The sequence below is a fragment of the Mycobacterium paraintracellulare genome, from assembly GCF_000276825.1.
Taxonomy (GTDB): Bacteria; Actinomycetota; Actinomycetes; order Mycobacteriales; family Mycobacteriaceae; genus Mycobacterium; species Mycobacterium intracellulare.
Genome location: NC_016948.1, coordinates 4,459,315 through 4,484,190, shown reverse-complemented (window position 1 = coordinate 4,484,190; position 24,876 = coordinate 4,459,315). Strand labels below are relative to the sequence as shown.

The window sequence follows — 24,876 nt, the reverse complement described above, 5'->3', positions numbered from 1 at the left end:
GGGGACCGACATGCCGCGCCTAGAGCCGCGAGGTGGACATCGCCTCGCCGAGCTTCTCCGGGATCTCGGGCACCCGCGCGATCGCGTCGAGCAGCGCGTGCGCGCAGGCGTCGGCGAGCTTGTCGGCGTCGGTGGTGGGGTCGATGATCCGTTGCCGGCAGATCTCGAAGGTCAGCGCCAGCCAGCCGTGCAGGATCACCCGCAGATGCCGCTCGACGTCGGGTTCCATGCCCGTGTTCAGCTCGGTGAGCAGCTGGTTGATCCGGGACATGATGTGTTCCATCTGGCGGTTCTTGGCGTCGTCCTCGACGCCCAGCAGCACCGGGTCGGACCGGCCCAGCCCGACGTACGCCGCCCAGGCGGCCTCCGGGTTCTGCTCGTGGTAGGCCATGTAGGCCAGCACGCCGACTCGGATCTCCTCGTACATGGTCAGACCGGTGACGTCGTCCATGTTGGTGTTCTCGTACAGGCGGTCGGCCTCGTCCTTGACCACCGCTGCGAAGAACGCTCGCTTGTCGGGGAAATAGTGGTACATCAGGGCCCGCGACACCCCGGCGCGTTCCGCGATCTCATCGATGCGGACCTCGTCGTAAGGTCGCTTCCCAAAAACCTCTGCCCCTAAAGCGAGCAGCTCAGCGCGCCGATCCTCGGGGGATAGACGCCTTCGGGCTGTCGGCATGTGTCAGATAGTACTCACACGACATGAGACGACCGCCACAATGGATTCACAGGCTTCATCCGAACTCCACGCCCTGGGCCAGCGGCAACTCACCGGAATAATTGACGGTATTGGTACTTTGGCGCATGTAGGCCTTCCACGAGTCCGTGCCGGATTCCCGCCCGCCGCCGGTTTCCTTCTCGCCGCCGAACGCGCCGCCGATCTCGGCGCCCGAGGTGCCGATGTTGACATTGGCGATTCCGCAGTCGGATTCGGCCAGGAACCGTTCGGCCTCGCGCAGGTCCGTGGTGAAGATGGACGACGAAAGCCCCTGTGGCACGGCGTTATTGAGGGCGATCGCGTCGCCCAGCCGGTCGTAGGTCAGCACGTAGAGGATGGGCGCGAAGGTCTCGGTCGCCACGACGGCGGTCTGAGCGGGCATGCGCACCACGGCCGGCGCGACGTAGTAGGCGCTCGGCTGCTCGCGACCCTGCGGGTGCCTGCGGTCGCCGTCGATGACCTCGCCGCCGTCGGCGCGCGCGGATTCCAGCGCCCCCACCATGTCGCGGTAGGCGGTCTCGTGGATCAGCGGCCCGACGAGCGTGCCCGGTGCGGACGGGTCGCCGATGGGCAGTCGCCGGAAGGCGGACACGACGCGGTCCACCACCTCGTCGGCCACCGATTCGTGGACGATGAGCCGGCGCAGGCTGGTGCAGCGCTGGCCGGCGGTGCCGGCGGCGGCGAACACCACGGCGCGCACCGCGAGGTCCAGGTCGGCCGACGGGGTCACGATGGCGGCGTTGTTGCCGCCCAGCTCCAGCAGCACCCGGCCGAACCGCGCGGCGACGCGGGGGCCCACCTCGCGGCCCATCCGCACCGAACCGGTCGCGGACACCAGCGCGACCCGGGGGTCGTCGACCAGCAGCCCGCCGAGGTCGCGGTCGCCGAGCACCAGGGAGCTCACCGCGGGCGGGGCGCCGACGTCGGCCGCGGCGCGGGCGATCAGCGCCTGGGTGGCCAGCGCCGTCAACGGCGTCAGCTCCGAGGGCTTCCACACCACGGGGTCCCCGCACACCAGGGCCAGCGCGGCGTTCCACGCCCACACGGCGACCGGGAAGTTGAACGCGGTGATCACCCCGACCACGCCGAGCGGGTGCCAGGTCTCCAGCAGCCGGTGCCCGGGCCGTTCCGACGCGATGGTGCGCCCGTACAGCTGGCGCGACAGGCCGACGGCGAACTGGCAGACGTCGATCATCTCCTGCACCTCGCCGGCCGCCTCGGAGGTGATCTTGCCGACCTCGACGGTCACCAGGGTGGCCAGTTCGCGCTTGTGTTCGGTCAGCAACTCGGCCAGCCGCGCCACCAGCGCGCCGCGCACCGGCGCGGGCGTGGTTCGCCACACCGAAAACGCTTGGGCCGCTTCGGCGATCGCCCGCTCGGCGCGCTCGGGCGTGGTGGGGGCGACGGTGAAGAGCACCTCGCCGGTGATCGGCGTGCTGGCCGGCAGCCCATGAGCGTCCGGCTCGCCGAGGCTCGCGGTGACGCCGATCGCGTCGAATGCCCCCAGCACCCGGGCGCGTAACTGTTCGGTGGTCATGCGCAGGCCTCCTCGTAGAGCGCGTAGGGGTCGGCGATGTCGCGGCCGATCGCCCCGGCCAGGCACTGCGCGTCGTAGCCGGATTCGTCTGGCGCGTCGGCGGTTTCGGCGTCGCTGTCCAGGTTCGACCGGAAGATGCCCGCCGCCGACGCCGGCAGGAAGTCCTCGTAGACGATCGGCGCCGACGGGTCACCGCCGCGGTAGTAGCCCAGCCCCTCGGCGGCCATCTGCTCGTCGGTGGGCGGAAAGTGCTCCGCCCACACCGCGGCCGGGTCGGCGGCGCTCATCGCGGCGTCGTAGCGCGCGCGGCCCTTCGGGGTCAGCGCGACACCGCGGGCCTCCACCTCGCCGAAGCGCACCCGCAGCGCCCCCTCGGTGATCCGGCCGTCGGCGCCGCGGAACCGGCGGGGTTCGGCCAGGGCGCGAAAAGAGGTCTGGCGCAACAGAACCGCCGGCCCGTCGGTGCGCGGCGGCCCCTGGATGGCGTCGATCATCGTGATGCCCCGCCCGGTCATCCGCCGGTACAGATCGTCGATGTCGAGGACGCGCGGCGTCAGGTGGTTGAGGTGGGTGGAGCCGACGCCGGCGATGTCGGCGGCCACCGCGGACACCCGCGACAACTCGTCGTACCAGGACTTGTCGATGGGCTCGGCCGACAAGGCGAACGCCGCCACCGCCGCCGCGACGAACTCGTGCGCGCAGTCGCGGGCGCAGCCGCCGTCGGCGGCGATGGTGCGCGCGCCGGCGAGCAACGCGGGATCGAACAGCCGGCGGCGCGCCAGGAAGGCCTCGACGCGGCGGCGCAGGTCATGGTCGAAGAAGCGCGCGTCGCGCGTGGCCAGCATCGAGGTGAACACTCGAAAAGGGTTGAGCGACAGCTCGTTTGCATCGACGGGCCGGAAGGCGGTCGACACCACCGGGACGGGGGAGGCCGCGCAGCGCAGGTCGTAATAGCCGACCGGGAGCATGCCGAACGCGGCGAACAGGTCGGCGACCGCGGCCAATTCGGCCGGGCTGCCGACACGGATGGCGCCGTGCCGCTCGGCGGTGACGCGCCGCAGCGAGCCGAACCGTTCGGCGTCGGGCTGGCGCGCCACGACATCGGCGTTGACCTGCTCGCTCACCGCGACCAGGGTGCCGTAGGCGGGCACCTCGGCGGCGTACATCGCCGAGAGGCCCGCCGCGAACAACGCGCGAAGCTGCCACGCCGGCAGCCATTTCGCGCGGGTCACGGCGCGCCGTTCCTGCGATAGTCTCCGGCCATGAGTGAGACGCTCGACGATGTCGACCGGATCCTGGTGCGCGAACTGGTCGCCGACGGGCGCGCGACGCTGGCGGAGCTGGCGGCCAGCGCCCGGCTGTCGGTGTCGGCGGTCCAGTCGAGGGTGCGCCGCCTCGAGGCCCGCGGCGTGATCGCCGGATACTCGGCGCGCGTCGACCCGGAGGCCGTCGGGCACCTGCTGTCGGCGTTCGTGGCCATCACTCCTCTGGATCCCTCTCAACCCGATGATGCGCCCGCCCGCCTCGAGCACATCGAGGAAATCGAATCGTGTCACTCGGTGGCCGGCGAAGAAAGCTACGTCCTGCTGGTGCGCGTCGCGTCCGCCCGGGCGCTCGAGGACCTGCTGCAGCGGATCCGGACGGCCGCGAACGTCAAGACCCGCAGCACCATCATCCTGAATACTTTTTACGCGGATAGGCAGCATATTCCATAAATTATCCTGGCACAGCGCCATAATAGTGTAAAAATACGTCGTCATGCCCGTAGCATGGGCGTCATGACGGCCGCCCTGGAACGTTTCGCCCGCGCCGGTCGCCGCCCGGACGGCGACCGCGATCCCGGCCGCGTCCATGAGGTGCTGGCGCGCAGCATGCTGATCGACGGCTTCGACTTCGTCCTGGATCTGGACCGCTCGCGCGGCTCCTACCTCTATGACGCCCGCGACGGCCGGCGCTACCTCGACATGTTCTCGTTCTTCGCCTCCTCGGCTTTGGGCATGAACCACCCGGCGCTGGCCGGCGACGACGCATTCCGGGCGGAGCTCGTCGCCGCCGCGCTGAACAAGCCCAGCAATTCCGACGTGTACTCGGTGGCGATGGCCCGTTTCGTCGAGACGTTCGCCCGGGTGCTGGGCGACCCGGCGCTGCCGCACCTGTTCTTCGTCGACGGCGGGGCGCTCGCGGTGGAGAACGCGCTCAAGGTGGCGTTCGACTGGAAGAGCCGGTTCAACGAGGCGCGCGGCCTCGACCCCGCGCTGGGCACCCGGGTGCTGCACCTGCGCGGCGCCTTCCACGGCCGCAGCGGCTACACGCTGTCGCTGACCAACACCAACCCGGTCACCGTGGATCGCTTCCCCACGTTCGACTGGCCGCGCATCGACGCCCCCTATATCCGGCCGGGGGCCGACGTGGCCGCGCTCGAGGCCGCGTCGCTGGCCCAGGCCCGCGCGGCCTTCGAGGCCCACCCGCACGACATCGCCTGCTTTGTGGCCGAACCGATCCAGGGCGAAGGCGGGGACCGCCACTTCCGGCCGGAGTTCTTCGCCGCCATGCGCGAGCTGTGCGACCGGCACGATGCGCTGCTGATCTTCGACGAGGTGCAGACCGGTTGCGGCCTGACCGGAACCGCTTGGGCCTACCGGCAATTCGGCGTGCAACCCGACGTGGTCGCATTCGGCAAGAAGACCCAGGTGTGCGGCATCATGGCGGGCCGCCGCGTCGACGAGGTCGCCGACAACGTGTTCGCGGTGCCGTCCCGGCTGAACTCCACGTGGGGCGGCAACCTGGCCGACATGGTGCGCGCCCGCCGCATCCTGGAGGTGATCGAGGCCGACGAACTCTTCGATCGCGCCGCCGCCCAGGGCGCCTACCTGCTGGGCTGCCTCGAGCAACTCGCCGCCGAGTTCCCCGGCGTCGTCCTCGAGCCCCGCGGCCGCGGGCTGATGTGCGCGTTCAGCCTGCCGAGCGCCGCCGACCGCGACGAGCTGATCCGCCGGCTGTGGCGGCGCGCGGTGATCGTGCTGCCCTCGGGCCGCGACGGCGTCCGGTTCCGCCCGGCGCTGACCGTCACGCGCGCCGAGATCGACGCCGCGATGCGGGCCATTCGCGGCGCCCTGACCGACCGGCCCTGACGGCCTGACCAGAGCCCCGGGCCGTTTGCCCCGGTTTGTCCGGGGGTATTTCTTAGACCCGCCGCCGGGGGGCGTCGCCGCGAGGGTTGTAACCAAAACGACGCGGCTAGCGATGAACGTAGGCGGGCCGAATCCGGGGAGGTGAGGACGATGCAGAAAGCAGGCCAGCGACCAGGCGGTGACCGCCTGGGACAGGAAGACCGCGAGGTGCTCGCCGCCGTCCGGTTCGCCGCCGCGGCGACGGCCGCCGCCGTCGGCTTCCTGCTGATCGCCGCGGTGTGGGTGAGCACGTGTCCGGCCGGGGGCGTCGACACGGTGGCCTGCGGCCCGCCGCAGCGCACCCTGCTGGCGATCGGCGGTCCGATGATCGCGCTGGCCGGCGGGATCTGGGCGTTCGTGCGCACCTACCGCGTGTGGAAGGCCCGCGGAACCTGGTGGGGGTGGCAGGGCGCCGGGTGGTTCCTGCTGACCGTCATGGCGCTGATGGTCGCCATGGGCGTCGCCCCGATCGCCGGTCCGGTGCTGGCTCTTTAGGTTTGCCTCCCCGGGATCTAACGTTGATGGTGCGCTGAGGAGCAGGGAGCAGCCATGGGAGACACCTATCACGACCCCGTCGACCATCTCAGGACCACGCGGCCGCTCGCCGGCGAGTCGCTGATCGACGTCCTGCACTGGCCGGGGTACCTGTTGGTGGTCGCGGGGGTGATCGGCACCTGCGGGAGCCTGGCGGCCTTCGCGACCGGACACCACCATGAGGGCATGACCGCGGGCGTCACCGCCGTCGTCGCCGCGGTGCTGGGTCTGATCTGGCTGGGCTTGGAGCACCGGCGGATACGCAGGCTCGCGGATCGCTGGTACTCCGAACATCCCGAGGTGCTGCGGCAAAGGCCCGCCAGCTAGGGGGCCGTCCGCGCATGCGGCGCCCCGCTTTTCCCGGGTGACCTGCCACGACGTCGCCCGCGGTCAGATCCTGCCGGAAACCCGAATCCGAGATTACGGGCGCCGTCGGGTGGGTATCAGGTGTGCACCATGATGAGTGCCGAAACGGTTGCGTTTGCTTGGACAAAAATGGCGTCACCCCATCATGGGGGACAGAAACACGAGCACATCGACATAAATGCCCACTGCGACCACCAGCAAGACGATCAGCGTGACCCCGGCGATTACTGCGACGCGCCTAAGCCGGCGCGTCCGGTCTGTATCGGTCGCGTCAGGCCCGTCCATGGCGGGCCGGATACCCGGCGGCGATCATGACTGACCGGCTCGAACGCACGGTCCACGGCGGGCTGCGGAGCAGTAGTAGTGTCAGTCAAACCATGCCGGGAGACCATATGAACGATGCTGGATCGCACGCTAACAAGCGTCCGCGCGGCCATCGCGCCGTCGAACTTCACGTCGCAGCGCGGCTGGAGAACCTCGCGATGCTGCGCACCCTGGTCGGCGCGATCGGCACCTTCGAGGACCTGGATTTCGATGCGGTGGCGGACCTGCGACTCGCGGTCGATGAGGTGTGCACCAGGTTGATTCGCTCGGCCACTCCCGACGCGACGCTGAGCGTCGTGGTCGATCCGCAGGACGACCAATTGGTGGTGGAGGCTTCCGCGGCATGCGACACCCACGATGTGGTGTCGCCCGGCAGCTTCAGTTGGCATGTGCTGACGTCGTTGGCCGACGACGTGCAGACTTTTCACGATGGTCGCGAACCCAATGAAACCGGCAGTGTTTTCGGCATCACACTGACGGCGCGACGGGCGGCCTCCAGCAGGTGACACCGCGAGCTGCCGGCGGTTCGGTCTCGCGTCCGAACGAGTACGCCGATGTTCCGGACATGTTCCGTGAGTTGGCCTCCGTCGCGGCCGATTCCATGGAACTTCAGCGCCAACGGGACAAGATCGTCGAGCGCTGCCTTCCGCTGGCCGACCACATCGCGCGCCGCTTCGAGGGCCGCGGCGAGCCGCGCGACGACCTCGTCCAGGTGGCGCGCGTCGGGTTGGTCAACGCGGTGGTGCGTTTCGACGTCGACGCCGGCTCCGACTTCGTTTCGTTCGCGGTGCCCACGATCATGGGCGAGGTCCGCCGCCACTTCCGCGACAACAGCTGGTCGGTCAAGGTGCCACGGCGCCTCAAGGAACTGCACTTGCGGCTCGGCACCGCCACCGCCGATCTGTCCCAACGGCTGGGCCGTGCGCCCACCGCGACCGAACTCGCCGCCGAGCTCGAGATGGACCGCGAAGAGGTGGTCGAGGGCCTGGTCGCCGGCAGCTCCTACAACACCTTGTCGATCGACAGTGGGGGCGGGGGCGAGGAAGAGGAAGCTCGCGCGATCGCCGACACCCTCGGCGACGTGGACACCGGCCTGGACCGCATCGAGGACCAGGAATCGTTGCGCCCGTTGCTCGAGGCGCTGCCCGAGCGGGAACGAACGGTGTTGGTGCTGCGGTTCTTCGAGTCGATGACGCAGACGCAGATCGCCGAGCGGGTCGGCATCTCACAGATGCACGTCTCGCGCCTACTGGCGAAATCGCTAACGCGGCTGCGGGACCAATTGCAATAGCGGCCGGGGGTTTTCGCCCTCATCGACCCGCAGCGGCTCGAGCAGCGGCTCGGCCTTCGGCGTCGTCACCGGGAGCGTGCCGTCCGGATCGCAGACGCGCAGCAACCTCGACACCGCCGGGCTCGGCGCCATGGCCCACGACACCTGCGCGGCCGAGCACACCACGTTGATCCGGTGCAGGGTCGAAAAGCCCGCGGTGCCAATGAACTTCAGGCCGCGCAGGTCGAGGATCACCCGCCGGGAGCGGTTGACGCTCTGTTGGACGTACGCGGCGAGCTGATCCGCATTGGCCGCGTCGAGCTCACCGTCGACCGTGATCAGGGTGCCCGTCGGGCCCCACCGGGCGGTGAACTGCGCCGTGCGGCTTTGTTGCCACGATTGCGCCACAGACATTGCTGACTCCATCCGTGCGGAGGATTCCTGCTGTGGAATACGTCAGCCGACTGCAAAAAGTTCGCAGAAGCAGGGAGTTTCGCCTGTCCCCACGCCAACAACGTACCCCGGGCGGCGGCTGTGAACTCAACCTTGCCCGCCACCCTACTCGTGGTGGCCAGGGGCGACAACGCTCCCGGTGATCCCGGTGAAGTCCGTCGGGCCGCTACTTGATCTCGGCCAGCACCGTGCCCTGCGTGATGGCCGCACCGGGCTCGACCGCGAGCCCGGTGATGACGCCGTCCTTGTGCGCGGTGACCGGGTTCTCCATCTTCATCGCCTCGAGGACCACCACCAGGTCGCCGGCGGCAACCTCCTGGCCCTCCTCGACGGCGACCTTGACCACGGTGCCCTGCATGGGCGCGGTGACCGCGTCGCCGGAGGCGGCCGCACCGGCGTGCGCCCCCCGCTTACGGGCCTTGGGCTTCTTGCGGATGACACCCGCCTCGCCGCCGCCGGAGCCCCCGCCCGACAGCGCCAGGTCACCGGGCAGCGACACCTCGAGCCGGCGGCCGCCGACCTCCACGACGACCTTCTGGCGGGGCCGGGCGTCGGCTTCGTCGTCCAGGGGCTCGCCGGCGGTGAACGGTTCGATGGTGTTGTCCCACTCGGTCTCGATCCAGCGCGTGTGGACCGAGAAGCTCTCGCCGTCACCGATGAACGCCGGGTCACTCACGACGGCGCGGTGGAACGGGATGACCGTGGCGAGCCCCTCGACGTGGAATTCGTCCAGGGCGCGACGGGAGCGGGCCAGCGCCTCCTCGCGGGTGGCGCCGTACACGATCAGCTTGGACAGCATGGAGTCGAACTGCCCGCCGATGACCGAACCGGCCTCGACGCCCGAATCCAGCCGGACCCCGGGCCCGGTCGGGATGTCGTAGCGGGTGACCGGGCCGGGCGCCGGCAGGAAGCCTCGCCCGGCGTCCTCGCCGTTGATCCGGAACTCGATGGCGTGCCCGCGCGGGGTGGGGTCCTCGGTGAGGTCCAGCTTCTCGCCGTTGGCGATCTTGAACTGCTGCAGCACCAGGTCGATGCCGGCGGTCTCCTCGGTGACCGGGTGCTCGACCTGCAGGCGCGTGTTGACCTCCAGGAAGGAGATCAGGCCGTCCTGGCCGACCAGGTATTCGACGGTCCCGGCGCCGTAGTAGTGGGCCTCCTTGCAGATCCGCTTGGCCGACTCGTGGATCTCCTTGCGCTGCGCGTCGGTCAGGAACGGCGCGGGCGCCTCTTCCACCAGCTTCTGGAACCGGCGCTGCAGCGAGCAGTCGCGGGTGCCGGCGACGATGACGTTGCCGTGCTGGTCGGCGATCACCTGCGCCTCCACGTGGCGCGGCTTGTCCAGGTAGCGCTCGACGAAGCACTCGCCGCGGCCGAACGCCGCGACGGCCTCACGCACGGCCGACTCGTAGAGGTGCGGGATCTCCTCGATGGTGCGGGCCACCTTCATGCCGCGGCCGCCGCCGCCGAAGGCGGCCTTGATCGCGATCGGCACGCCGTACTCCTTGGCGAATGCCACCACCTCGTCGGCGTCCTTGACGGGGTCGGGGGTGCCGGGCACCAGCGGCGCCTGGGCGCGGGCGGCGATGTGGCGGGCGGTGACCTTGTCACCGAGGTCGCGGATGGACTGCGGGCTGGGGCCGATCCAGATCAGGCCCGCGTCGAGCACAGCCTGAGCGAAATCGGCGTTCTCCGAGAGGAATCCGTAGCCGGGGTGCACGGCGTTGGCGCCGGACTTGGCCGCCGCGTCGAGGAGCTTGCCGAAGTCCAGGTAGGACTCCGCGGACGTCTGACCGCCCAACGCGAACGCCTCGTCGGCCAGCCGCACGTGCGGCGCGTCGGCGTCGGGTTCGGCGTACACCGCCACGCTGGACAGGCCCGCGTCGCGGGCCGCGCGGATCACCCGGACAGCGATCTCGCCGCGGTTGGCGACGAGGACTTTGGAGATCCTCGAGCTGGCGTGACTGGCCACAGCGCCTCCTGTATGGCATCGGTCGCAGACGTATTTCTGCGGGGCTTCTCTAAGAGAATTTCTTACAACGAGTTCTCGGGAAGTCTAAGCGCCGCGCCGTTGGGCCGACGAGGCGGTCCGGGTTTATCCGGTCGACTCGCGCAGCCTGCGCTTGATGCGCGCGAGCATCGCCGACAGGCCGCGCAATCGCAGCGGGCTGATCAGCGCGGCCAACCCGAGGTCGTCGTAGAAATCCTCGGGCACCGCCAGGATTTCGGCGGCCGGCTGCTCGTCCAGGCCGGTGGCCAGGATCGACGCGAAACCCCGGGTGGTCGGCGATTCGGCGGGCGCGCTGAAGTGCAACCGCACCCGGTTCGGGTCGCTGGCGTCGACGTGCAGAAACAGCGGCGTCTGGCACTCGGGCACCGGCTCCATGGCCCGCTCTTCGAGCTCGGGCGGCAGGTCCGGCAGCTCGTCGGCGAATTCCAGCAGCAGCTTCAGCTTGTCCTGGCCCTCGACCTCGGCGAAGTCGGAGACCACCTCGGCCAGCGGCGCGGGCATGCTCATGACGAACCCATCAAACGGAGACGGGCCCCGGTGCCGGTCCCGGTTCGGGGCCCGCGACGATCGGGGTGCGCACGGTGTTGCCCCACTCGGTCCACGACCCGTCGTAGTTGCGCACGCCGGGCTTGCCCAGCAGGTGCGTCAGGACGAACCACGTGTGGCTGGACCGTTCGCCGATGCGGCAGTACACGACGGTCTTGTCGTCGGGCTCGAGGAAGCCATAGAGCTCCTCGAGTTCCTCGCGGCTGCGGAAGCGGCCGCTCTCGTCGACCGCCTTGGCCCACGGGATCGACCGGGCGGTGGGGATGTGGCCGCCGCGCAGCACGCCCTCCTCGGGGTACTCGGGCATGTGCGTGCGTTTGCCGGTGTACTCGTCGGGCGAGCGCACGTCGATCAGCGGCTGGCTGCCGAGGATCCCCAGCACGTCGTCCTTGAAGGCGCGGATGGGCTCGTCGTTGCGCGTGACGACGGGGTAGCCGGTGGACGTCTTGGTGGGGACGTCCAGCGTGGTCTCCCGGCGTTCGGCCAGCCACAGGTCGCGGCCGCCGTTGAGTAGGCGCACGTCCGGGTGGCCGAACAACGTGAACACCCACAGCGCATAGGCGGCCCACCAGTTGCTCTTGTCGCCGTAGATCACCACGGTGTCGTCGCGGGCGATGCCCTTGCGGTCCATCAACTCCGCGAACTGCGCACCGTCGATGTAGTCGCGGACCCGCGGGTCGTTGAGATCGGTGTGCCAGTCGACTTTCACCGCACCGGGGATGTGGCCCACGTCATAGAGCAGCACGTCCTCGTCGGACTCGACGATCACCAGGCCGGGGGTGCCCAGGTGGGCCGACAGCCAGTCGGCCGTGACCAGTCGCTCGGGGTGGGCGTAGTTCGACAGTGTCGGGCTTGGATCGGGGGGTAATGCCACGCTGCCGAGCCTACTCATCCCGGGATTTCGTCACCAACGTCGACTAGTTGCCGCGGTTGGAGCGGGATTCGGCCCCACAATTCGGCGCTCGGGGTCAATTGCCGGCCCACAGCGCGGCCACCGACAGCCCGGCCCGCCCCAGCAGGCGCCGCAGCAGCGGCAGGCTCACGCCGATCACGTTCGACGGGTCGCCGTCGATGCCGTCGACGAACCAGCCGCCCAGCCCGTCGAGGGTGAAGCCGCCAGCCACGTGCCACGGTTCGCCGCCGGCCACGTAGGCGCGCAGATCGGTCTCCGTCGGTTCGGCGAAATAGACTGTGGTGCAAGCGGATTCGACCTCGCAATGGGTGATCGCGCCGTCGGACATCCGCAGCAGGCAGTGCCCGGTGTGCAGCCCGCCGGAGCGCCCGCCCATGCGGCGCCACTGGCTCGCCGCGGCGTCGGCCGACCCGGGCTTGCCGCACAGCCGGCCGTCGAGGGAAAGCATCGAATCACAGCCAAGGACAACGCAATCGGCCGCGACGGCGCCGTCCAGCCCGCCGGCGACCTGTTCGGCCTTGGCCCGGGCCAGGGCGCACACCACGTCGGGCGGCTCCGCGCCGGGTCCCAGCGCGGCCGCGACCGCGTCCTCGTCGACGCCGGACACCACGACCAGCGGGTCGACGCCGGCCTGACGCAACACCTTGAGCCGGCCGGCCGAGGCCGACGCCAGCACCAGGCGGGTCAATGCCTCATGTGGGTCATTTGCTGGAACGTGAGCCGCTGGTAGTTCGACATCGCGAACCGCAGCCGGTCGACCGGCAGACCCCAGCGGGTCTCCTCGGGCTGTTCGGGCTCGGGCGCACCGCCGACGCTGCCCAGCACCGCGACCAGCGCGGCCACCTCCTCGACGGTGGGTTCGCCCTTGAGGATCTGGATGTGCGGCTCGTGCGCCTCGGGCGCGGCTTCGGTTGCCGCAGAACCGTTTTCGTCACTCACAGCGGCCGAATTGTTCGTCTCGTTCCCGTCGCTCACTCGACTCACAGCGGAATGTTCCCGTGCTTCTTGGGGGGCAGGTGGGCGATCTTGCGTTCCAGCAGGCGCAGCGCCGTGCCAATGTAGCCGCGGGTGTGCGAGGGCGGGATCACCGCGTCGACGTATCCGCGCTCGGCGGCGACGTACGGGTTGACCAGGGTGTCCTCGTACTCCTGCTGCAGCTGCAGGCGCAGCGCGTCGACGTCCTTGCCCTCCTTGGCCGCCTCGGAAAGCTGCTTGCGGTAGACGAATCCGACGGCGCCGGAGGCCCCCATCACGGCGATCTGCGCCGACGGCCAGGCGATATTGACGTCGCAGCCCATGTCCTTGGAGCCCATGACGCAGTAGGCGCCGCCGTAGGCCTTGCGGGTGATGACGGTGATCTTGGGGACGGTGGCCTCGCCGTAGGCGTACAGCAGCTTGGCGCCGCGCCGGATGATGCCGTTGTACTCCTGGCCGGTGCCCGGCAAAAAGCCCGGCACGTCGACCAGCATGATGATCGGGATGTTGAAGCAGTCGCAGGTCCGCACGAAGCGGGCCGCCTTCTCCGAGGCGTTGATGTCCAGGCAGCCGGCGAACTGCGTCGGCTGGTTGGCCACGATCCCGACCGGGCGGCCGTCGATGCGGCCGAACCCGACGACGATGTTCTGCGCGTAACCCCCCTGGACTTCCAGGAATTCGTCGTCGTCGAGGATGCGGGTGATCACCTCGTGCATGTCGTAGGGCTGGTTGGGCGAGTCCGGGATCAGCGTGTCCAGCTCGAGGTCCTCCTCGGTGAGGTTGTCCTCGATGGCGCCGGGCGGGTGCGGCTCGGCGTAGCGGGGCGGGTCGGTCGCGTTGTTGGGCGGCAGGTAGCTCAGCAGATCGCGGACCCAGTCGAAGGCGTCCTGCTCACCGGAGGCGACGTAGTGCAGCGTGCCCGACTTGGCCATGTGGGTGTGGGCGCCGCCCAGCTCCTCCATGGTGACGTCCTCGCCGGTCACGGTCTTGATGACGTCGGGCCCGGTGATGAACATCTGGCTGGTCTGGTCGACCATGACCACGAAGTCGGTCAGCGCGGGGGAGTAGACGTGCCCACCGGCGGCGGCCCCCATGATCAGCGAGATCTGCGGGATGACGCCGGAGGCCAGGATGTTGTTGCGGAAGATGCGGCTGTAGAGGCCGAGCGAGACCACGCCCTCCTGGATGCGCGCCCCCGCGCCGTCGTTGATGCCGATCAGCGGGCGCCCGGTCTTGATCGCCAGCTCCTGGACCTTGACGATCTTCTCGCCGTACACCTCGCCGAGGCTGCCGCCGAACACCGTGGCGTCCTGGCTGAAGATGCACACGTCGCGGCCGTCGATGGTGCCGTAGCCGGTGATCACGCCGTCGCCGAGCGGGCGGTTGTTCTCCAGGCCGAAGTTCTTGCTCCGGTGCCTGGCCAGCGCGTCGAGCTCGACGAACGAGTCCTCGTCGAGCAGGGCGAGGATGCGCTCGCGGGCGGTCAGCTTGCCCTTGGCGTGCACCTTCTCGACGGCCTCTTCACCCACCGGGTGCAGCGACTCCTCGCGGCGCTTGTGCAGTTCGGCCAGCTTGCCCGCGGTGGTGTGGATGTCGATGGTGTGTTCGGCAGCGGGTTCCGCGGTGTGGTCGGTAACGCTCGTCATGGGAGTCGAGCTTAGCGTGGCTGGTAGCCCGTCCCTTTCATGGGCTTTAAAGGGGTTTGAAGGGCTTTGACGGTAACCTCCGCTGATGAACGCCGATCCGGCGCGCATGTCGCAACTGGGTTCCGATTCCGCCTCTGTGCTGCGGATCATCTCCCACTTCGACCGGCTCCACGAGTCGGCGGCCGACGCCGACACCGTGGTGCGCTGCGCGGCGTTGCTGGCCGAGTGCCCGATCGGCGCGCGGTGGGCGTCGGGCACCGTGATTCGTTACGACGCGACGGGTGGCCTGGAACCGGGCGGGGATGTGCCGCCGCCGGCACCGGCGGACGAGCCGAGCGTGTGGCTGGAGCGCGACGGTCCCGCGCACGCCCTCGATCCGGTGCTGCTCGATCGGTTGGCCCACACGCTGCGCGCGGTGCCGGCGCGCGCCGGGGCGTCGGGCGAGTTGCACATCGGGGACCCGGCGCTGCTCGAAGTCGTGCTGTCCGGCAAGGAGCGCCGGGAGGACCGGGTGCGGGCGGTCCGCCTGCTCGGGCTGGACGAGAAGCGCAACATCTGCGTGCTGGCGGTGTCGGCGCACTCGCCGCCCGAGGCGCTGCGGATCATCGCCCGCCAGCTCCCGGGCTCGTCGGTGCGCTCGACCGCCATCGGAAACGCGACGGCCGTGCTGTGCCAGGGGCCCATCGACACCCGGGCGCTCTCCGACGGGCTGGAGGGCGCGATCACCACCGCGTTCCCGGGACGGCGCACCGAGGGGGCGAACCGGGGTCCCTGGGTCGGCATCGGTGCCAGCGTCGAAGCGCTGGCCGCGGCCACCTCCTGGCAGCAGGCGCTGGGCGCGCTGCGCTTCGCGTCGTCGACCGGTTACGGCAGGCGCGCCGTGGCCTACGAGCGGCTCAGCGCGCTGGAGCTGTTGGCCGACATCCCCCTGGAACGTGTGCGCCGGCAACGAGATGTGTTGCGGATCAACGAGATTGCCGCGACACCTACGGGTGCGCTCGACGTCGACACCGTGGAGGCCTTCCTCGTATTCGGGTCGCTGCGGCGCACGGCCGCCGAACTGCATCTGCATCACAGCACCGTCGCGGCGCGGCTCGCGCATGTGGGGTCGCAGATGGGGTGGGATCTCAACGATCCGATGGACCGGTTCATCGCCACGCTGGTGCTCATGATCCGGCGGATCGCGCTGTCCTCGACCGAACTCGACGAACCGGAACAGGCCTGACCGACGATCGTCGGGCGGATCGGCGAATACGGGCGACGGCTGGCGGATGACCGCGGGCCGGCGGATTCGTGATGATGACCGCATGGCGATCATCGACCCCAACCGGACCTGGGAACCGCTGGAGAGGCGGTTGGCCGAAACCACCAACGAGCGGCACCGGGCGGTGCTGAGCGTGGTGATCGAACATATGAAGGCCGAGGCCGCACCGGATTTGGAGCGGTTGATGGCGACGCTGAGCCCCGATCCCGCCTACCACTTTTGGCACGGGGCCCAGGATGTGGGCGCGAAAACCACCGACGGGGTGCGCAGCTACTACGTCGACTTCCTGGCGACCCGCACCAACATTCTCGAGTTCGAGGTGCAGCGGCTCGTCGTCGACGACGACTGCCTGGTGACCGAGGGTCTGCTCAAGCAGCTCTACCCGGCGGCGGAGCTGACGCGCATCCTCGGGATGCCGGTCGACGACCCCGACGGGGATTACCTGGTGGTGTTCCGGCAGCTGCTGCTGTGGCCAATCGACAAGAGCGGCAAGATCATTGGTGAGGACTCCTACAACCCCGGTGTGGTCAGCGTGACCAAGCTGTCCCGCGACGAGCTGCCGCAGGAGTACCTGGACCTCGTGCACGCGTCGGCCTGAGATGGCCGCCGACATCGCGACGATGCTCCTCGATCGCCTCGGTGACGAACACGTCGGGCTGCGCACCCGCGACCGCGACTGGACGTGGGACGAGGTGGTCCGCGAATCCGCCGCGCGCGCCGCGCTGGCCCGATCGATGCGCCGTGACGGCCCGTTTCACATCGGGGTGCTGCTGGACAACGTGCCCGACTTCGTCTTCTGGCTCGGCGGCGCGGCGCTGGCGGGGGCGACCGTGGTGGGCATCAACCCGACCCGCGGCGCCGCCGAGCTGGCCGAAGAGATCCGGCACACCGATTGCCAGATGATCGTCACCGACGCCGCGGGCGCGGAGCGACTGCGCGGGCTCGGCCTGGAACTGGCGGCGGACCGTTTTCTGCAGGTCGACGACCCCGGCTACCGCGAGCGCGTGGACCCCCTTCGCGGCCAACCCGACGTCGCGCCCGGGGTCGGCCCGGAGTCGTTGTTCCTGCTGCTGTTCACCTCGGGGACGACGGGCGCGTCGAAGGCGGTCAAATGCAGCCAGGGGCGGCTGGCCTTAATCGCGCACACGGCCACCGAGAAGTTCGGGCATGTCCGCGACGACGTCGACTACTGCTGCATGCCGCTGTTCCACGGCAACGCGATCATGGCGCTGTGGGCGCCGGCGCTGGCCAACGGCGACACGGTGTGCCTGACGCCGGTGTTCTCGGCGTCCCGGTTCCTGCCCGACGTGCGCTACTTCGGCGCGACGTTCTTCACCTACGTGGGCAAGGCGCTCGCCTATCTGATGGCCACACCCGAGCGGCCCGACGACGCCGACAACGCGCTGGTCCGCGGCTTCGGCACTGAGGCGTCACCGGACGACCAGGCGCAGTTCCGGCGCCGCTTCGGCGCGGAGCTGCTGGAGGGCTACGGCTCGAGCGAGGGTGGCGGCGCCGTCGCGCACGCCCCGGACGCACCGCCGGGGGCGCTGGGCCGGCCGGCCCACCCCGGTGTCGCGGTGGTCGATCCGGAGACGCTGACCGACTGCCCGCCCGCGCTCCTCGACGAGCACGGCCGGGTGCTCAACCCCGACGAGGCCGTGGGCGAAATCGTCGACAAGGCCGGCACCCGGACGTTCGAGGGCTACTACAAAAACGACGACGCCGACGCCGAGCGGATCCGCAACGGCTGGTATTGGACCGGCGACCTCGGGTACCGGGACGAGGCGGGGTTCCTGTACTTCGCCGGCCGCCGCGGCGACTGGATCCGGGTCGACGGCGAGAACACGTCCGCGCTGACCATCGAGCGCGTGCTGCGCCGGCACCCGGACGTGGTGGCGGCCGGGGTCTACGCGGTGCCCGATCCGCGCTCGGGCGATCAGGTGATGGCGGCCCTCGAGGTGGCCGATCCCGAGAGTTTCGACGCCGCCGGGTTCGCCGCCTACCTGTCCGCCCAGCAAGATTTGGGCAGCAAGGGCGCTCCCCGGTTCCTGCGGCTGTCGACGAGCCTGCCCGTCACCGGCTCCAACAAGGTGCTCAAGCGCGTGCTGCAACGACAGCGCTGGCATACCGACGAACCGGTGTATCGGTGGGCCGGGCGGGGAGCGCCCGCGTACCACCGGATGAGCGCCGACGAAAAGCGCTCGCTCGACGCGGAATTCGCGTCGCACGGCCGGCAGCGCTACCTGTGAACGCGGCGAGGTAGTCTCCGCTGATGGACGCCCGCCTCTTGGGACCCGCGGACTGGACGGCCGAATGCGACGTACTGGTCGCGGGATCGGGCGGCGGCGGCGTGACCGGCGCGTACACCGCGGCGCGCGAAGGCCTCAACGTGCTCCTGGTCGAGGCCACCGCGAAATTCGGTGGCACCACGGCGTATTCCGGCGGTGGCGGCGTGTGGTTCCCGTGCAATCCGGTGCTGCTGCGCGCCGGCACCGACGACACCATCGAGGACGCGCTCACCTACTACCGCGCCGTGGTCGGCGATCGCACCCCGCGCGAGCTGCAGGAAACCTACGTCCGCGGCGGCGCGCCGCTGATCGAGTACCTGGAGGCCGACCCGAACCTGAAGTTCGTGCCGCTGCCGTGGCCCGACTACTACGGCAAGGCGCCCAAGGCGCGCCTCGACGGCCAGCGCCACATCGCGGCCAAGCCGCTGGCGGTGGCCGCCGCCCCCGAGTTCCGCGACGCGATCCGCGGGCCGCTGGACACCGACCGGCTCGGCGCCGAACCGCCGTCGGACTACTACGTCGGGGGCCGCGCGCTGATCGCCCGCTTCCTCAAGGCCATCGGCGAGTACCCGGGCGCGTCGCTGCAGCGCGACACCGCGCTGGTCGACCTCGTGGTAGACGACGGCCGGGTCACCGGCGCGATCGTCGAGACCGGCGGGCAGCGCCGCGCCGTCCGCACCCGCCGGGGCGTGCTGCTGGCCGCCGGCGGCTTCGAGGGCAACGACGAGCTGCGGCGGAAGTACGGGGTGCCGGGCAGCGCGCGAGACACCATGGGGGGCCCGGGAAGTCGCGGTCTGGCGCTGCAGGCCGGCATCGCCGCGGGCGCGGACACCGACCTGCTGGACCAGGCCTGGTGGTCGCCGGGCATGACCCATCCCGACGGCCGGTCCGCCTTCGCGCTGTGGTTCACCGGCGGCATCTTCGTCAACCAGGACGGCGACCGGTTCGTCAACGAGTCCCGGGCCTACGACCGGGCCGGCCGCGAGATCATCGCGCAACTGCAGGACGGCTCAATCACGTTGCCGTACTGGATGATCTACGACGACTCCGAGGGCGAGGTGCCGCCGGTCAAGGCGGCCAACGTCTCCATCGTCGAGACCGAGAAGTACGTCGCCGCCGGCCTGTGGCACTCCGCGGACACCCTCGAGGAGCTGGCCGCCAAGATCGGGGTTCCGGGCGAGCGGCTCGCGGCAACGGTGGAGCGGTTCAACGGTTTTGCCGCCTCCGGCGTCGACGAGGACTTCGGCCGCGGCGACGAGGCGTTCGATCGCGCGTTCTCGGCGGGCGCCTCGCCGCTGGTGCCCATCGACTCGCCGCCCTATCACGCCGCCGCGTTCGGCATCTCGGACCTGGGCACCAAAGGCGGCCTGCGCACCGACGCCGCGGCGCGGGTGCTCGACACGTCCGGCCACCCGATTCCGGGCCTGTACGCGGCGGGCAACACGATGGCCGCGCCCAGCGGCACCGCGTATCCCGGTGGGGGCAACCCGATCGGAACCAGCATGCTGTTCAGCCACCTGGCCGTCCTGGACATGCGCGACCGTCGGTCCTGAGTTCTAGGCTGGGTCCGGTGACAGACCGAGATCAACTTCGAGCACCACTGGACGCCGCCGCGCTGCGCGCCGAGTTGATCGGCACCGGGCTGGGCTGGCGTCAGCTCGACGTCGTCGAGCAGACCGGATCCACCAACGCCGACCTGCTGGCGCGGGCGGCGTCGGGCGCCGACGTCGCCGGCGCCGTGCTGATCGCCGAGCACCAGACCGCCGGCCGCGGGCGGCACGGCCGCGGCTGGTCGGCCACCCCGCGCGCCCAGATCACCATGTCGGTCGGCGTCAGCGTCGTCGACGTCCCCAGCACCGGGTGGGGCTGGCTGCCGCTGGCCACCGGGGTGGCGGTCGTTGACACCGTCGCGCCGCTGCTGGAAGGGTCCGCGGCCCGGGTGGGGCTCAAGTGGCCCAACGACGTGCTGGCCGGGCCGGGCGATTCGCCGGGCAAGCTGGCCGGGATTCTCGCCGAGGTGGCCAAGCCGGTGGTGGTTATCGGCTTGGGGCTCAACGTGACTCAGTCCGCCGAGGAGATCGACGGCCCCGGCGCGACGTCGCTGCTCGATCTCGGCGTGGCCGAACCCGACCGCACGCGGTTGGTGTCGGACCTGCTGCGGGAGCTGGGGCGGCGGATCGTGGCCTGGCGCGCCGCGCGCGGCGCCGACTGGGCGCTGGCCGCCGACTACCGGGCGCGCAGCCTGACCCTCGGCAACCGGGTGCGCGCGCACCTGCCCGGCGGCAAGCAGATCGACGGCACCGCGACCGCCATCGACGATCAGGGCCGGTTGTGCCTGGACAGTGGCGGGCAGACCGCCGTCGTCGCGGCCGGCGATGTGGTGCATTTGCGCTAGTTAGTCGCGCCGCGCGGCTAAGGTCGGCGGGCATGGGCTATCCGGACAATGTGCTGGCCGCCGGCGAGCACGTCATCGTGCATCGGCACCCGCACTGGAAGCGGTTGATCTGGCCGGTGCTGGTTCTCATCGTGGTGACCGGGCTGGCGGCGTTCGGCTCGGGATACCTCAACTCGACGCACTGGGAGCAGCTCGCCAAGAACATCATCCACGGCGTCATCTGGGGGATCTGGCTGGTGATCGTCGGGTGGCTGACGTTGTGGCCCTTCGGAAGCTGGCTGACGACCCATTTCGTGGTGACGAACCGGCGGGTGATGTTCCGGCACGGGGTGTTGACGCGCACCGGGATCGACATCCCGCTGGCCCGGATCAACAGCGTGGAATTCCGCGACCGGATCACCGAGCGAATGTTTCGCACCGGGACGCTGATCATCGAATCGGCGTCACAGGATCCGTTGGAGTTCTACGACATTCCGCGGCTGCGCGAGGTGCACGCGCTGCTGTATCACGAAGTCTTCGACACCCTCGGTTCCGAGGAATCGCCGAGCTGACCCAGGCGGCCGGCCCGATTGCGCCAGGCGCGCAGCAGGGTGACGTTTCCGCCCTCGATCTCGTCTTCGAAGATCTCGGCAATACCGCCGGCGGTGAGGGCGGATTCCAGGGCCTTGTCGGGGGTGCGGGCAAACTGGTCCGGAAATACCCAGCGGCGGAACGCCCAGAAGCGGAACGCCATCTGCAGCAGGTTTCCGATGATGTAGGCCGAGATGAAGTCGGCGAGGTTTTCCACCGCCAGCGACACCGTCGGCACGCGCAGTTGCAGCACGTAGCTGGAGAACCACAGCGGCGCCATGGACAGCAGCACCCCCACGCCGCTGAACGCGAAGAACAGCAGGGCCTCGTGGTGGCGCTCGCGGCCGCCGCGGTTGCGGAAGCTCCATTCCCGGTTCAGCACGTAGGAGGCGATGACCGCCACGATCCCGGCGATCACCTTCGCGGTGACCGGTTTGGGTTCAAGAATTGTCAGCTTGAGCGTGTAGAAAATCGCCGAGTCGATGACGAACGTGGTGCCGCCGACAATGGCGAATTTGATCAGTTCGTGGTGGCGTAGCAAATAGGGCTGCAAAACCCTTGGCAGACGCGCGATCGTGGCTTCGGCGAAGGACACAACACGTCAGTGTACGGACGGACACAAATTCGACGCAAAATCGTACATAACAATTCAGTGTCAGCGCCGGTCACACGCCTTGGCGGCGGTGTGCGCGGCCGTGACACGATGATGGCCGTGCCGAGTACACGCCCCCCGGGCGCAGCCCCCCTCGAAACGCGCCCCCCGGCCGCCCGAGCCGTTCCCCGGGTCATCCCCGTGGTCGCGATGGTCGGAGGCGGTCAGCTCGCCCGGATGACCCACCAGGCGGCGATCGCCCTGGGGCAGACGCTGCGGGTGCTGGCCACCGACGCCGACGAATCGGCCGCGCTGGTCGCCCCCGACGTGGTGATCGGTTCGCACACCGATCTCGAGGACCTGCGCCGGGTGGCCGAGGGTGCCGACGTGCTGACGTTCGACCACGAGCACGTGCCGACCGAACTGCTGGACAAGCTCGTCGCCGAGGGCATCAACGTGGCGCCACCGCCGCAGGCGCTGGTGCACGCGCAGGACAAGCTCGTGATGCGGCGGCGGTTGGAGGCCCTCGGCGTGCCGGTGCCCCGCTACGCCGAGATCCGCAGCGTCGACGAACTCGACGAGTTCGCGCGGGGGATCGCCGGGCCCGTGGTGGTCAAGGCGATCCGCGGCGGTTACGACGGGCGTGGGGTGCGGATGGCCCGCGACCCGGTGCACGCCCGCGAGATCGCGGCCGCCTTCCTGGCCGACGGCGTGCCGGTGATGGCCGAGGAGCAGGTGAACCTGCGCCGCGAGCTCTCCGCGCTGGTGGCCCGGTCGCCGTTCGGGCAGGGGGCGGCGTGGCCGGTCGTCGAGACCGTGCAGCGCGACGGGATCTGCGTGCAGGTGATCGCCCCCGCGCCGGACCTGCCCGGCGACGTCTCCGCCGAGGCGCAGCGGCTGGCGTTGCGGCTCGCCGGCGAACTCGGGGTGGTCGGCGTGCTCGCGGTCGAGCTGTTCGAGACCGGTGACGGGTCGCTGCTCGTCAACGAGCTGGCGATGCGGCCGCACAACTCGGGGCACTGGACCATGGACGGGTCGCGCACCAGCCAGTTCGAGCAGCATCTGCGCGCGGTGCTCGACTACCCGCTCGGCGACACCGACGCGCTGGCGCCGGTGACCGTGATGGCCAACGTGCTGGGCGCCGCGACGCCCCCGCAGATGAGCGTCGACGAGCGGCTGCACCACCTGTTCGCGCGGATGCCCGACGCGCGGGTGCACCTGTACGGCAAGCAGGAGCGCCCCGGCCGCAAGGTCGGCCACATCAACTTCGTCGGCCTGGACCCGGCCCGCGAAAGCGTGGCGAAGCTGCGGGAACGCGCCCACCTGGCGGCACACTGGTTGTCACACGGGCAGTGGACGGACGGATGGGATCCACACGCCGGCGACGATGCGGAGCGCAGTCGATGAGGAGGAGCGGCGCAAATGACCATGACCATGAGTGAGCAGGAGGCTCGCGTCGGCGTGATCATGGGCAGCGACAGCGACTGGTCGGTGATGCAGGACGCCGCGGCGGCGCTGGCCGAGTTCGACGTGCCGGCCGAGGTCCGGGTCGTCTCGGCGCACCGCACCCCGCAGGTGATGTTCGACTACGCCCGCGACGCGGCCGGGCGCGGCATCGAGGTGATCATCGCCGGCGCCGGCGGGGCGGCGCACCTGCCCGGCATGGTCGCGTCCGCGACGCCGCTGCCGGTGATCGGCGTGCCGGTGCCGCTCGCGCGGCTCGACGGCCTGGACTCGTTGCTGTCGATCGTGCAGATGCCCGCCGGTGTCCCGGTGGCCACGGTCTCCATCGGCGGCGCCCGCAACGCCGGCCTGCTCGCCGTGCGCATCCTCGGATCGTCGGACCCGGCGCTGCGTGCCCGGATCGTCGACTTCCAGCAGCAGCTGGCCGAGACCGTGCGGGCCAAGGATGAGGCGCTGCAGCAGCGCCGGGGTAAAGTTACCGACTAGTAGCTTGGCGACGAGGCGCGCCGCGCCCGCGCAGGAGTCGGGCGGTTCGGCAGGGCGCCACAGGAGAGCGTAGGAGGCTCGAGATGGCTGGATGGGCCGGAAATCCCACCTTTGATCTGTTCCAGTTGCCCGAGGAACACACCGAATTGCGGGCGGCGATCCGCGCGCTGGCGGAAAAGGAAATCGCCCCGCACGCCGCCGACGTCGACGAGAACTCGCGCTTCCCGCAGGAGGCGCTGGAGGCCCTGAACGCGTCGGGCTTCAACGCCGTGCACGTGCCCGAGGAGTACGGCGGGCAGGGCGCCGACTCGGTGGCCGCGTGCATCGTCATCGAAGAGGTCGCCCGCGTCGACGCCTCGGCGTCACTGATTCCCGCGGTCAACAAGCTCGGGACGATGGGGCTGATCCTGCGCGGCTCCGACGAGCTGAAAAAGCAGGTGCTGCCCTCGATCGCGGACGGCTCGGCGATGGCGTCCTACGCGCTGTCCGAGCGCGAGGCCGGCAGCGACGCCGGATCGATGCGGACCCGGGCCAAGGCCGACGGGGACGACTGGATCCTCAACGGCGCCAAATGCTGGATCACCAACGGCGGCAAGTCCAGCTGGTACACGGTGATGGCGGTGACCGATCCGGACAAGGGCGCCAATGGGATTTCGTCGTTCATGGTGCACAAGGACGACGAGGGATTCAGCGTCGGGCCCAAGGAAAAGAAGCTGGGTATCAAGGGTTCGCCGACCACCGAGCTGTACTTCGAGAACTGCCGGATCCCCGGCGACCGGATCATCGGCGAGCCGGGCACCGGGTTCAAGACGGCGCTGGCGACGCTGGACCACACCCGGCCCACCATCGGCGCGCAGGCGGTCGGCATCGCCCAGGGCGCGCTGGACGCGGCCATCGCCTACACCAAGGACCGCAAGCAGTTCGGCCGCCCGGTCAGCGACAACCAGGGCGTGCAGTTCATGCTCGCCGACATGGCGATGAAGGTGGAGTCCGCCCGGCTGATGGTGTACCACGCCGCCGCCCGCGCCGAGCGCGGCGAATCGCACCTGGGCTTCATCTCGGCGGCGTCGAAGTGCCTGGCGTCCGACGTCGCGATGGAGGTCACCACGGACGCGGTGCAGCTCTTCGGCGGCGCCGGCTACACCGTCGATTTCCCCGTCGAGCGGATGATGCGTGACGCCAAGATCACCCAGATCTACGAGGGCACCAATCAGATTCAGCGCGTGGTGATGTCGCGGGCGCTGCTGCGCTGATTCGTTCCGCGGGTCCGTTGGGAAAACCCCGCCCGCACCGCATAGGATCTCCACGGCGCGTGAAGTCCAAGCCGACGGTCGGTAAACAGGCACCGGCAATCCCG

General features: G+C 70.0%; 26 protein-coding genes. 15 read left to right on the top strand and 11 right to left on the bottom strand.

All coding sequences use genetic code 11. The features are described 5' to 3' along the window. Positions 1-19: 19 nt before the first annotated feature. The 3 genes from OCQ_RS20755 to hglS are packed head-to-tail and all read right to left on the bottom strand — an operon-like array spanning position 20 to position 3,487. On the bottom strand, positions 20-679 hold the full coding sequence (locus OCQ_RS20755; RefSeq protein ID WP_009953255.1) for a TetR/AcrR family transcriptional regulator: 660 nt from the start codon (positions 677-679) through the stop codon (positions 20-22). A 55-nt stretch (positions 680-734) separates the two neighbouring features. Further along, positions 735-2,255, bottom strand: coding sequence for an L-piperidine-6-carboxylate dehydrogenase (amaB, locus tag OCQ_RS20750; protein WP_009953254.1), 1,521 nt, complete (start codon positions 2,253-2,255; stop codon positions 735-737). After that, entirely contained in the window at positions 2,252-3,487 is a 1,236-nt protein-coding gene (hglS, locus tag OCQ_RS20745) for a 2-oxoadipate dioxygenase/decarboxylase (RefSeq protein WP_014385700.1), read from the bottom strand. The genes amaB and hglS overlap by 4 nt, the downstream gene beginning before the upstream one ends. Before the next feature lie 30 nt (positions 3,488-3,517). Between hglS and OCQ_RS20740 the strand changes: the two genes are divergently transcribed. The 6 genes from OCQ_RS20740 (at position 3,518) to OCQ_RS20715 (ending at position 7,940) form a co-directional block, all read left to right on the top strand. After that, positions 3,518-3,970 carry an Lrp/AsnC family transcriptional regulator gene (locus tag OCQ_RS20740; protein ID WP_008259938.1) on the top strand — a complete coding sequence of 151 codons (453 nt, stop codon included), beginning with the start codon at positions 3,518-3,520 and terminating at the stop codon, positions 3,968-3,970. Between the two features lie 63 nt (positions 3,971-4,033). Then, the gene (gene lat, locus OCQ_RS20735; RefSeq protein ID WP_041785784.1) at positions 4,034-5,386 is read left to right on the top strand and encodes an L-lysine 6-transaminase; all 1,353 of its coding nucleotides are present in this window, start codon (positions 4,034-4,036) and stop codon (positions 5,384-5,386) included. Positions 5,387-5,536: 150 nt separating this feature from the next. Next, on the top strand, positions 5,537-5,920 hold the full coding sequence (locus OCQ_RS20730) for a hypothetical protein (protein ID WP_014385698.1): 384 nt from the start codon (positions 5,537-5,539) through the stop codon (positions 5,918-5,920). A gap of 54 nt (positions 5,921-5,974) precedes the next feature. Beyond that, positions 5,975-6,286 (top strand): protein UsfY, encoded by a 312-nt coding sequence (gene usfY, locus OCQ_RS20725; protein ID WP_008259932.1) that lies wholly within the window; start codon positions 5,975-5,977, stop codon positions 6,284-6,286. A gap of 431 nt (positions 6,287-6,717) precedes the next feature. Continuing rightward, positions 6,718-7,155, top strand: a complete 438-nt coding sequence (locus OCQ_RS20720; protein ID WP_008259930.1) for an ATP-binding protein — start codon at positions 6,718-6,720, stop codon at positions 7,153-7,155. Further along, complete coding sequence (locus OCQ_RS20715) at positions 7,152-7,940, top strand: RNA polymerase sigma factor SigF (RefSeq protein ID WP_008259929.1); 789 nt, start codon at positions 7,152-7,154, stop codon at positions 7,938-7,940. The genes OCQ_RS20720 and OCQ_RS20715 overlap by 4 nt, the downstream gene beginning before the upstream one ends. Here OCQ_RS20715 and OCQ_RS20710 read toward each other — a convergent pair. The 7 genes from OCQ_RS20710 to OCQ_RS20680 all read right to left on the bottom strand — a co-directional run bounded on the left by OCQ_RS20710 (position 7,911) and on the right by OCQ_RS20680 (position 14,460). Beyond that, the gene (locus OCQ_RS20710; protein ID WP_029384334.1) at positions 7,911-8,345 is read right to left on the bottom strand and encodes an STAS domain-containing protein; all 435 of its coding nucleotides are present in this window, start codon (positions 8,343-8,345) and stop codon (positions 7,911-7,913) included. The two genes, OCQ_RS20715 and OCQ_RS20710, sit on opposite strands and share 30 nt — an antisense overlap. A gap of 193 nt (positions 8,346-8,538) precedes the next feature. Then, the gene (locus tag OCQ_RS20705) at positions 8,539-10,341 is read right to left on the bottom strand and encodes an acetyl/propionyl/methylcrotonyl-CoA carboxylase subunit alpha (protein ID WP_009953248.1); all 1,803 of its coding nucleotides are present in this window, start codon (positions 10,339-10,341) and stop codon (positions 8,539-8,541) included. Positions 10,342-10,464: 123 nt separating this feature from the next. Beyond that, positions 10,465-10,887: a SufE family protein gene (locus OCQ_RS20700; protein WP_009953247.1), complete on the bottom strand. Its 423-nt coding sequence runs from the start codon at positions 10,885-10,887 to the stop codon at positions 10,465-10,467. Between the two features lie 10 nt (positions 10,888-10,897). Continuing rightward, entirely contained in the window at positions 10,898-11,800 is a 903-nt protein-coding gene (locus OCQ_RS20695) for a sulfurtransferase (protein WP_014380993.1), read from the bottom strand. 94 nt (positions 11,801-11,894) lie between these two features. Then, entirely contained in the window at positions 11,895-12,527 is a 633-nt protein-coding gene (locus tag OCQ_RS20690; RefSeq protein ID WP_014380992.1) for a Maf family protein, read from the bottom strand. After that, complete coding sequence (locus OCQ_RS20685) at positions 12,524-12,814, bottom strand: acyl-CoA carboxylase subunit epsilon (protein ID WP_014380991.1); 291 nt, start codon at positions 12,812-12,814, stop codon at positions 12,524-12,526. The genes OCQ_RS20690 and OCQ_RS20685 overlap by 4 nt, the downstream gene beginning before the upstream one ends. A 5-nt stretch (positions 12,815-12,819) precedes the next feature. Then, a complete protein-coding gene (locus OCQ_RS20680) occupies positions 12,820-14,460 on the bottom strand; it encodes an acyl-CoA carboxylase subunit beta (RefSeq protein WP_008259921.1) in 1,641 nt (546 codons plus the stop codon). 85 nt (positions 14,461-14,545) lie between these two features. Between OCQ_RS20680 and OCQ_RS20675 the strand changes: the two genes are divergently transcribed. The 6 genes from OCQ_RS20675 to OCQ_RS20650 all read left to right on the top strand — a co-directional run bounded on the left by OCQ_RS20675 (position 14,546) and on the right by OCQ_RS20650 (position 20,958). Further along, positions 14,546-15,685 carry a PucR family transcriptional regulator gene (locus OCQ_RS20675; RefSeq protein ID WP_014383201.1) on the top strand — a complete coding sequence of 380 codons (1,140 nt, stop codon included), beginning with the start codon at positions 14,546-14,548 and terminating at the stop codon, positions 15,683-15,685. A gap of 82 nt (positions 15,686-15,767) precedes the next feature. Next, positions 15,768-16,322 (top strand): nuclear transport factor 2 family protein, encoded by a 555-nt coding sequence (locus OCQ_RS20670; protein WP_456152493.1) that lies wholly within the window; start codon positions 15,768-15,770, stop codon positions 16,320-16,322. Between the two features lies 1 nt (position 16,323). Beyond that, entirely contained in the window at positions 16,324-17,973 is a 1,650-nt protein-coding gene (locus OCQ_RS20665; protein WP_014385697.1) for an AMP-binding protein, read from the top strand. 23 nt (positions 17,974-17,996) lie between these two features. Beyond that, complete coding sequence (locus tag OCQ_RS20660; RefSeq protein ID WP_014385696.1) at positions 17,997-19,565, top strand: FAD-binding protein; 1,569 nt, start codon at positions 17,997-17,999, stop codon at positions 19,563-19,565. A 17-nt stretch (positions 19,566-19,582) separates the two neighbouring features. Beyond that, positions 19,583-20,407, top strand: a complete 825-nt coding sequence (locus tag OCQ_RS20655; protein ID WP_014385695.1) for a biotin--[acetyl-CoA-carboxylase] ligase — start codon at positions 19,583-19,585, stop codon at positions 20,405-20,407. Between the two features lie 32 nt (positions 20,408-20,439). Beyond that, positions 20,440-20,958 carry a PH domain-containing protein gene (locus OCQ_RS20650; RefSeq protein ID WP_008259908.1) on the top strand — a complete coding sequence of 173 codons (519 nt, stop codon included), beginning with the start codon at positions 20,440-20,442 and terminating at the stop codon, positions 20,956-20,958. Here the strand turns inward: OCQ_RS20650 and OCQ_RS20645 are convergent. Further along, positions 20,913-21,572: a GtrA family protein gene (locus tag OCQ_RS20645; RefSeq protein ID WP_008259906.1), complete on the bottom strand. Its 660-nt coding sequence runs from the start codon at positions 21,570-21,572 to the stop codon at positions 20,913-20,915. The genes OCQ_RS20650 and OCQ_RS20645 overlap by 46 nt on opposite strands. A 108-nt stretch (positions 21,573-21,680) precedes the next feature. Here OCQ_RS20645 and OCQ_RS20640 point away from each other — a divergent pair, with 108 nt between their 5' ends. The 3 genes from OCQ_RS20640 to OCQ_RS20630 all read left to right on the top strand — a co-directional run bounded on the left by OCQ_RS20640 (position 21,681) and on the right by OCQ_RS20630 (position 24,772). Beyond that, positions 21,681-22,976 carry a 5-(carboxyamino)imidazole ribonucleotide synthase gene (locus OCQ_RS20640; protein ID WP_083863051.1) on the top strand — a complete coding sequence of 432 codons (1,296 nt, stop codon included), beginning with the start codon at positions 21,681-21,683 and terminating at the stop codon, positions 22,974-22,976. 27 nt (positions 22,977-23,003) lie between these two features. Then, positions 23,004-23,519, top strand: coding sequence for a 5-(carboxyamino)imidazole ribonucleotide mutase (purE, locus tag OCQ_RS20635; protein ID WP_026071222.1), 516 nt, complete (start codon positions 23,004-23,006; stop codon positions 23,517-23,519). Between the two features lie 83 nt (positions 23,520-23,602). Then, positions 23,603-24,772 carry an acyl-CoA dehydrogenase gene (locus OCQ_RS20630; RefSeq protein ID WP_009953234.1) on the top strand — a complete coding sequence of 390 codons (1,170 nt, stop codon included), beginning with the start codon at positions 23,603-23,605 and terminating at the stop codon, positions 24,770-24,772. The last annotated feature ends 104 nt before the right edge of the window (positions 24,773-24,876 follow it).

What these genes read in the sequence shown, in the direction of transcription:
- OCQ_RS20755 (WP_009953255.1), bottom strand. Translation starts at nt 679, where the DNA reads ATGCCGACAGCCCGAAGGCGTCTATCCCCCGAGGATCGGCGCGCTGAG.
- amaB (WP_009953254.1), bottom strand. Translation starts at nt 2,255, where the DNA reads ATGACCACCGAACAGTTACGCGCCCGGGTGCTGGGGGCATTCGACGCG.
- OCQ_RS20740 (WP_008259938.1), top strand. Translation starts at nt 3,518, where the DNA reads ATGAGTGAGACGCTCGACGATGTCGACCGGATCCTGGTGCGCGAACTG.
- lat (WP_041785784.1), top strand. Translation starts at nt 4,034, where the DNA reads ATGACGGCCGCCCTGGAACGTTTCGCCCGCGCCGGTCGCCGCCCGGAC.
- OCQ_RS20730 (WP_014385698.1), top strand. Translation starts at nt 5,537, where the DNA reads ATGCAGAAAGCAGGCCAGCGACCAGGCGGTGACCGCCTGGGACAGGAA.
- usfY (WP_008259932.1), top strand. Translation starts at nt 5,975, where the DNA reads ATGGGAGACACCTATCACGACCCCGTCGACCATCTCAGGACCACGCGG.
- OCQ_RS20720 (WP_008259930.1), top strand. Translation starts at nt 6,718, where the DNA reads ATGAACGATGCTGGATCGCACGCTAACAAGCGTCCGCGCGGCCATCGC.
- OCQ_RS20710 (WP_029384334.1), bottom strand. Translation starts at nt 8,345, where the DNA reads ATGGAGTCAGCAATGTCTGTGGCGCAATCGTGGCAACAAAGCCGCACG.
- OCQ_RS20700 (WP_009953247.1), bottom strand. Translation starts at nt 10,887, where the DNA reads ATGAGCATGCCCGCGCCGCTGGCCGAGGTGGTCTCCGACTTCGCCGAG.
- OCQ_RS20680 (WP_008259921.1), bottom strand. Translation starts at nt 14,460, where the DNA reads ATGACGAGCGTTACCGACCACACCGCGGAACCCGCTGCCGAACACACC.
- OCQ_RS20675 (WP_014383201.1), top strand. Translation starts at nt 14,546, where the DNA reads ATGAACGCCGATCCGGCGCGCATGTCGCAACTGGGTTCCGATTCCGCC.
- OCQ_RS20670 (WP_456152493.1), top strand. Translation starts at nt 15,768, where the DNA reads ATGGCGATCATCGACCCCAACCGGACCTGGGAACCGCTGGAGAGGCGG.
- OCQ_RS20665 (WP_014385697.1), top strand. Translation starts at nt 16,324, where the DNA reads ATGGCCGCCGACATCGCGACGATGCTCCTCGATCGCCTCGGTGACGAA.
- OCQ_RS20660 (WP_014385696.1), top strand. Translation starts at nt 17,997, where the DNA reads ATGGACGCCCGCCTCTTGGGACCCGCGGACTGGACGGCCGAATGCGAC.
- OCQ_RS20650 (WP_008259908.1), top strand. Translation starts at nt 20,440, where the DNA reads ATGGGCTATCCGGACAATGTGCTGGCCGCCGGCGAGCACGTCATCGTG.
- OCQ_RS20640 (WP_083863051.1), top strand. Translation starts at nt 21,681, where the DNA reads ATGATGGCCGTGCCGAGTACACGCCCCCCGGGCGCAGCCCCCCTCGAA.
- purE (WP_026071222.1), top strand. Translation starts at nt 23,004, where the DNA reads ATGAGTGAGCAGGAGGCTCGCGTCGGCGTGATCATGGGCAGCGACAGC.
- OCQ_RS20630 (WP_009953234.1), top strand. Translation starts at nt 23,603, where the DNA reads ATGGCTGGATGGGCCGGAAATCCCACCTTTGATCTGTTCCAGTTGCCC.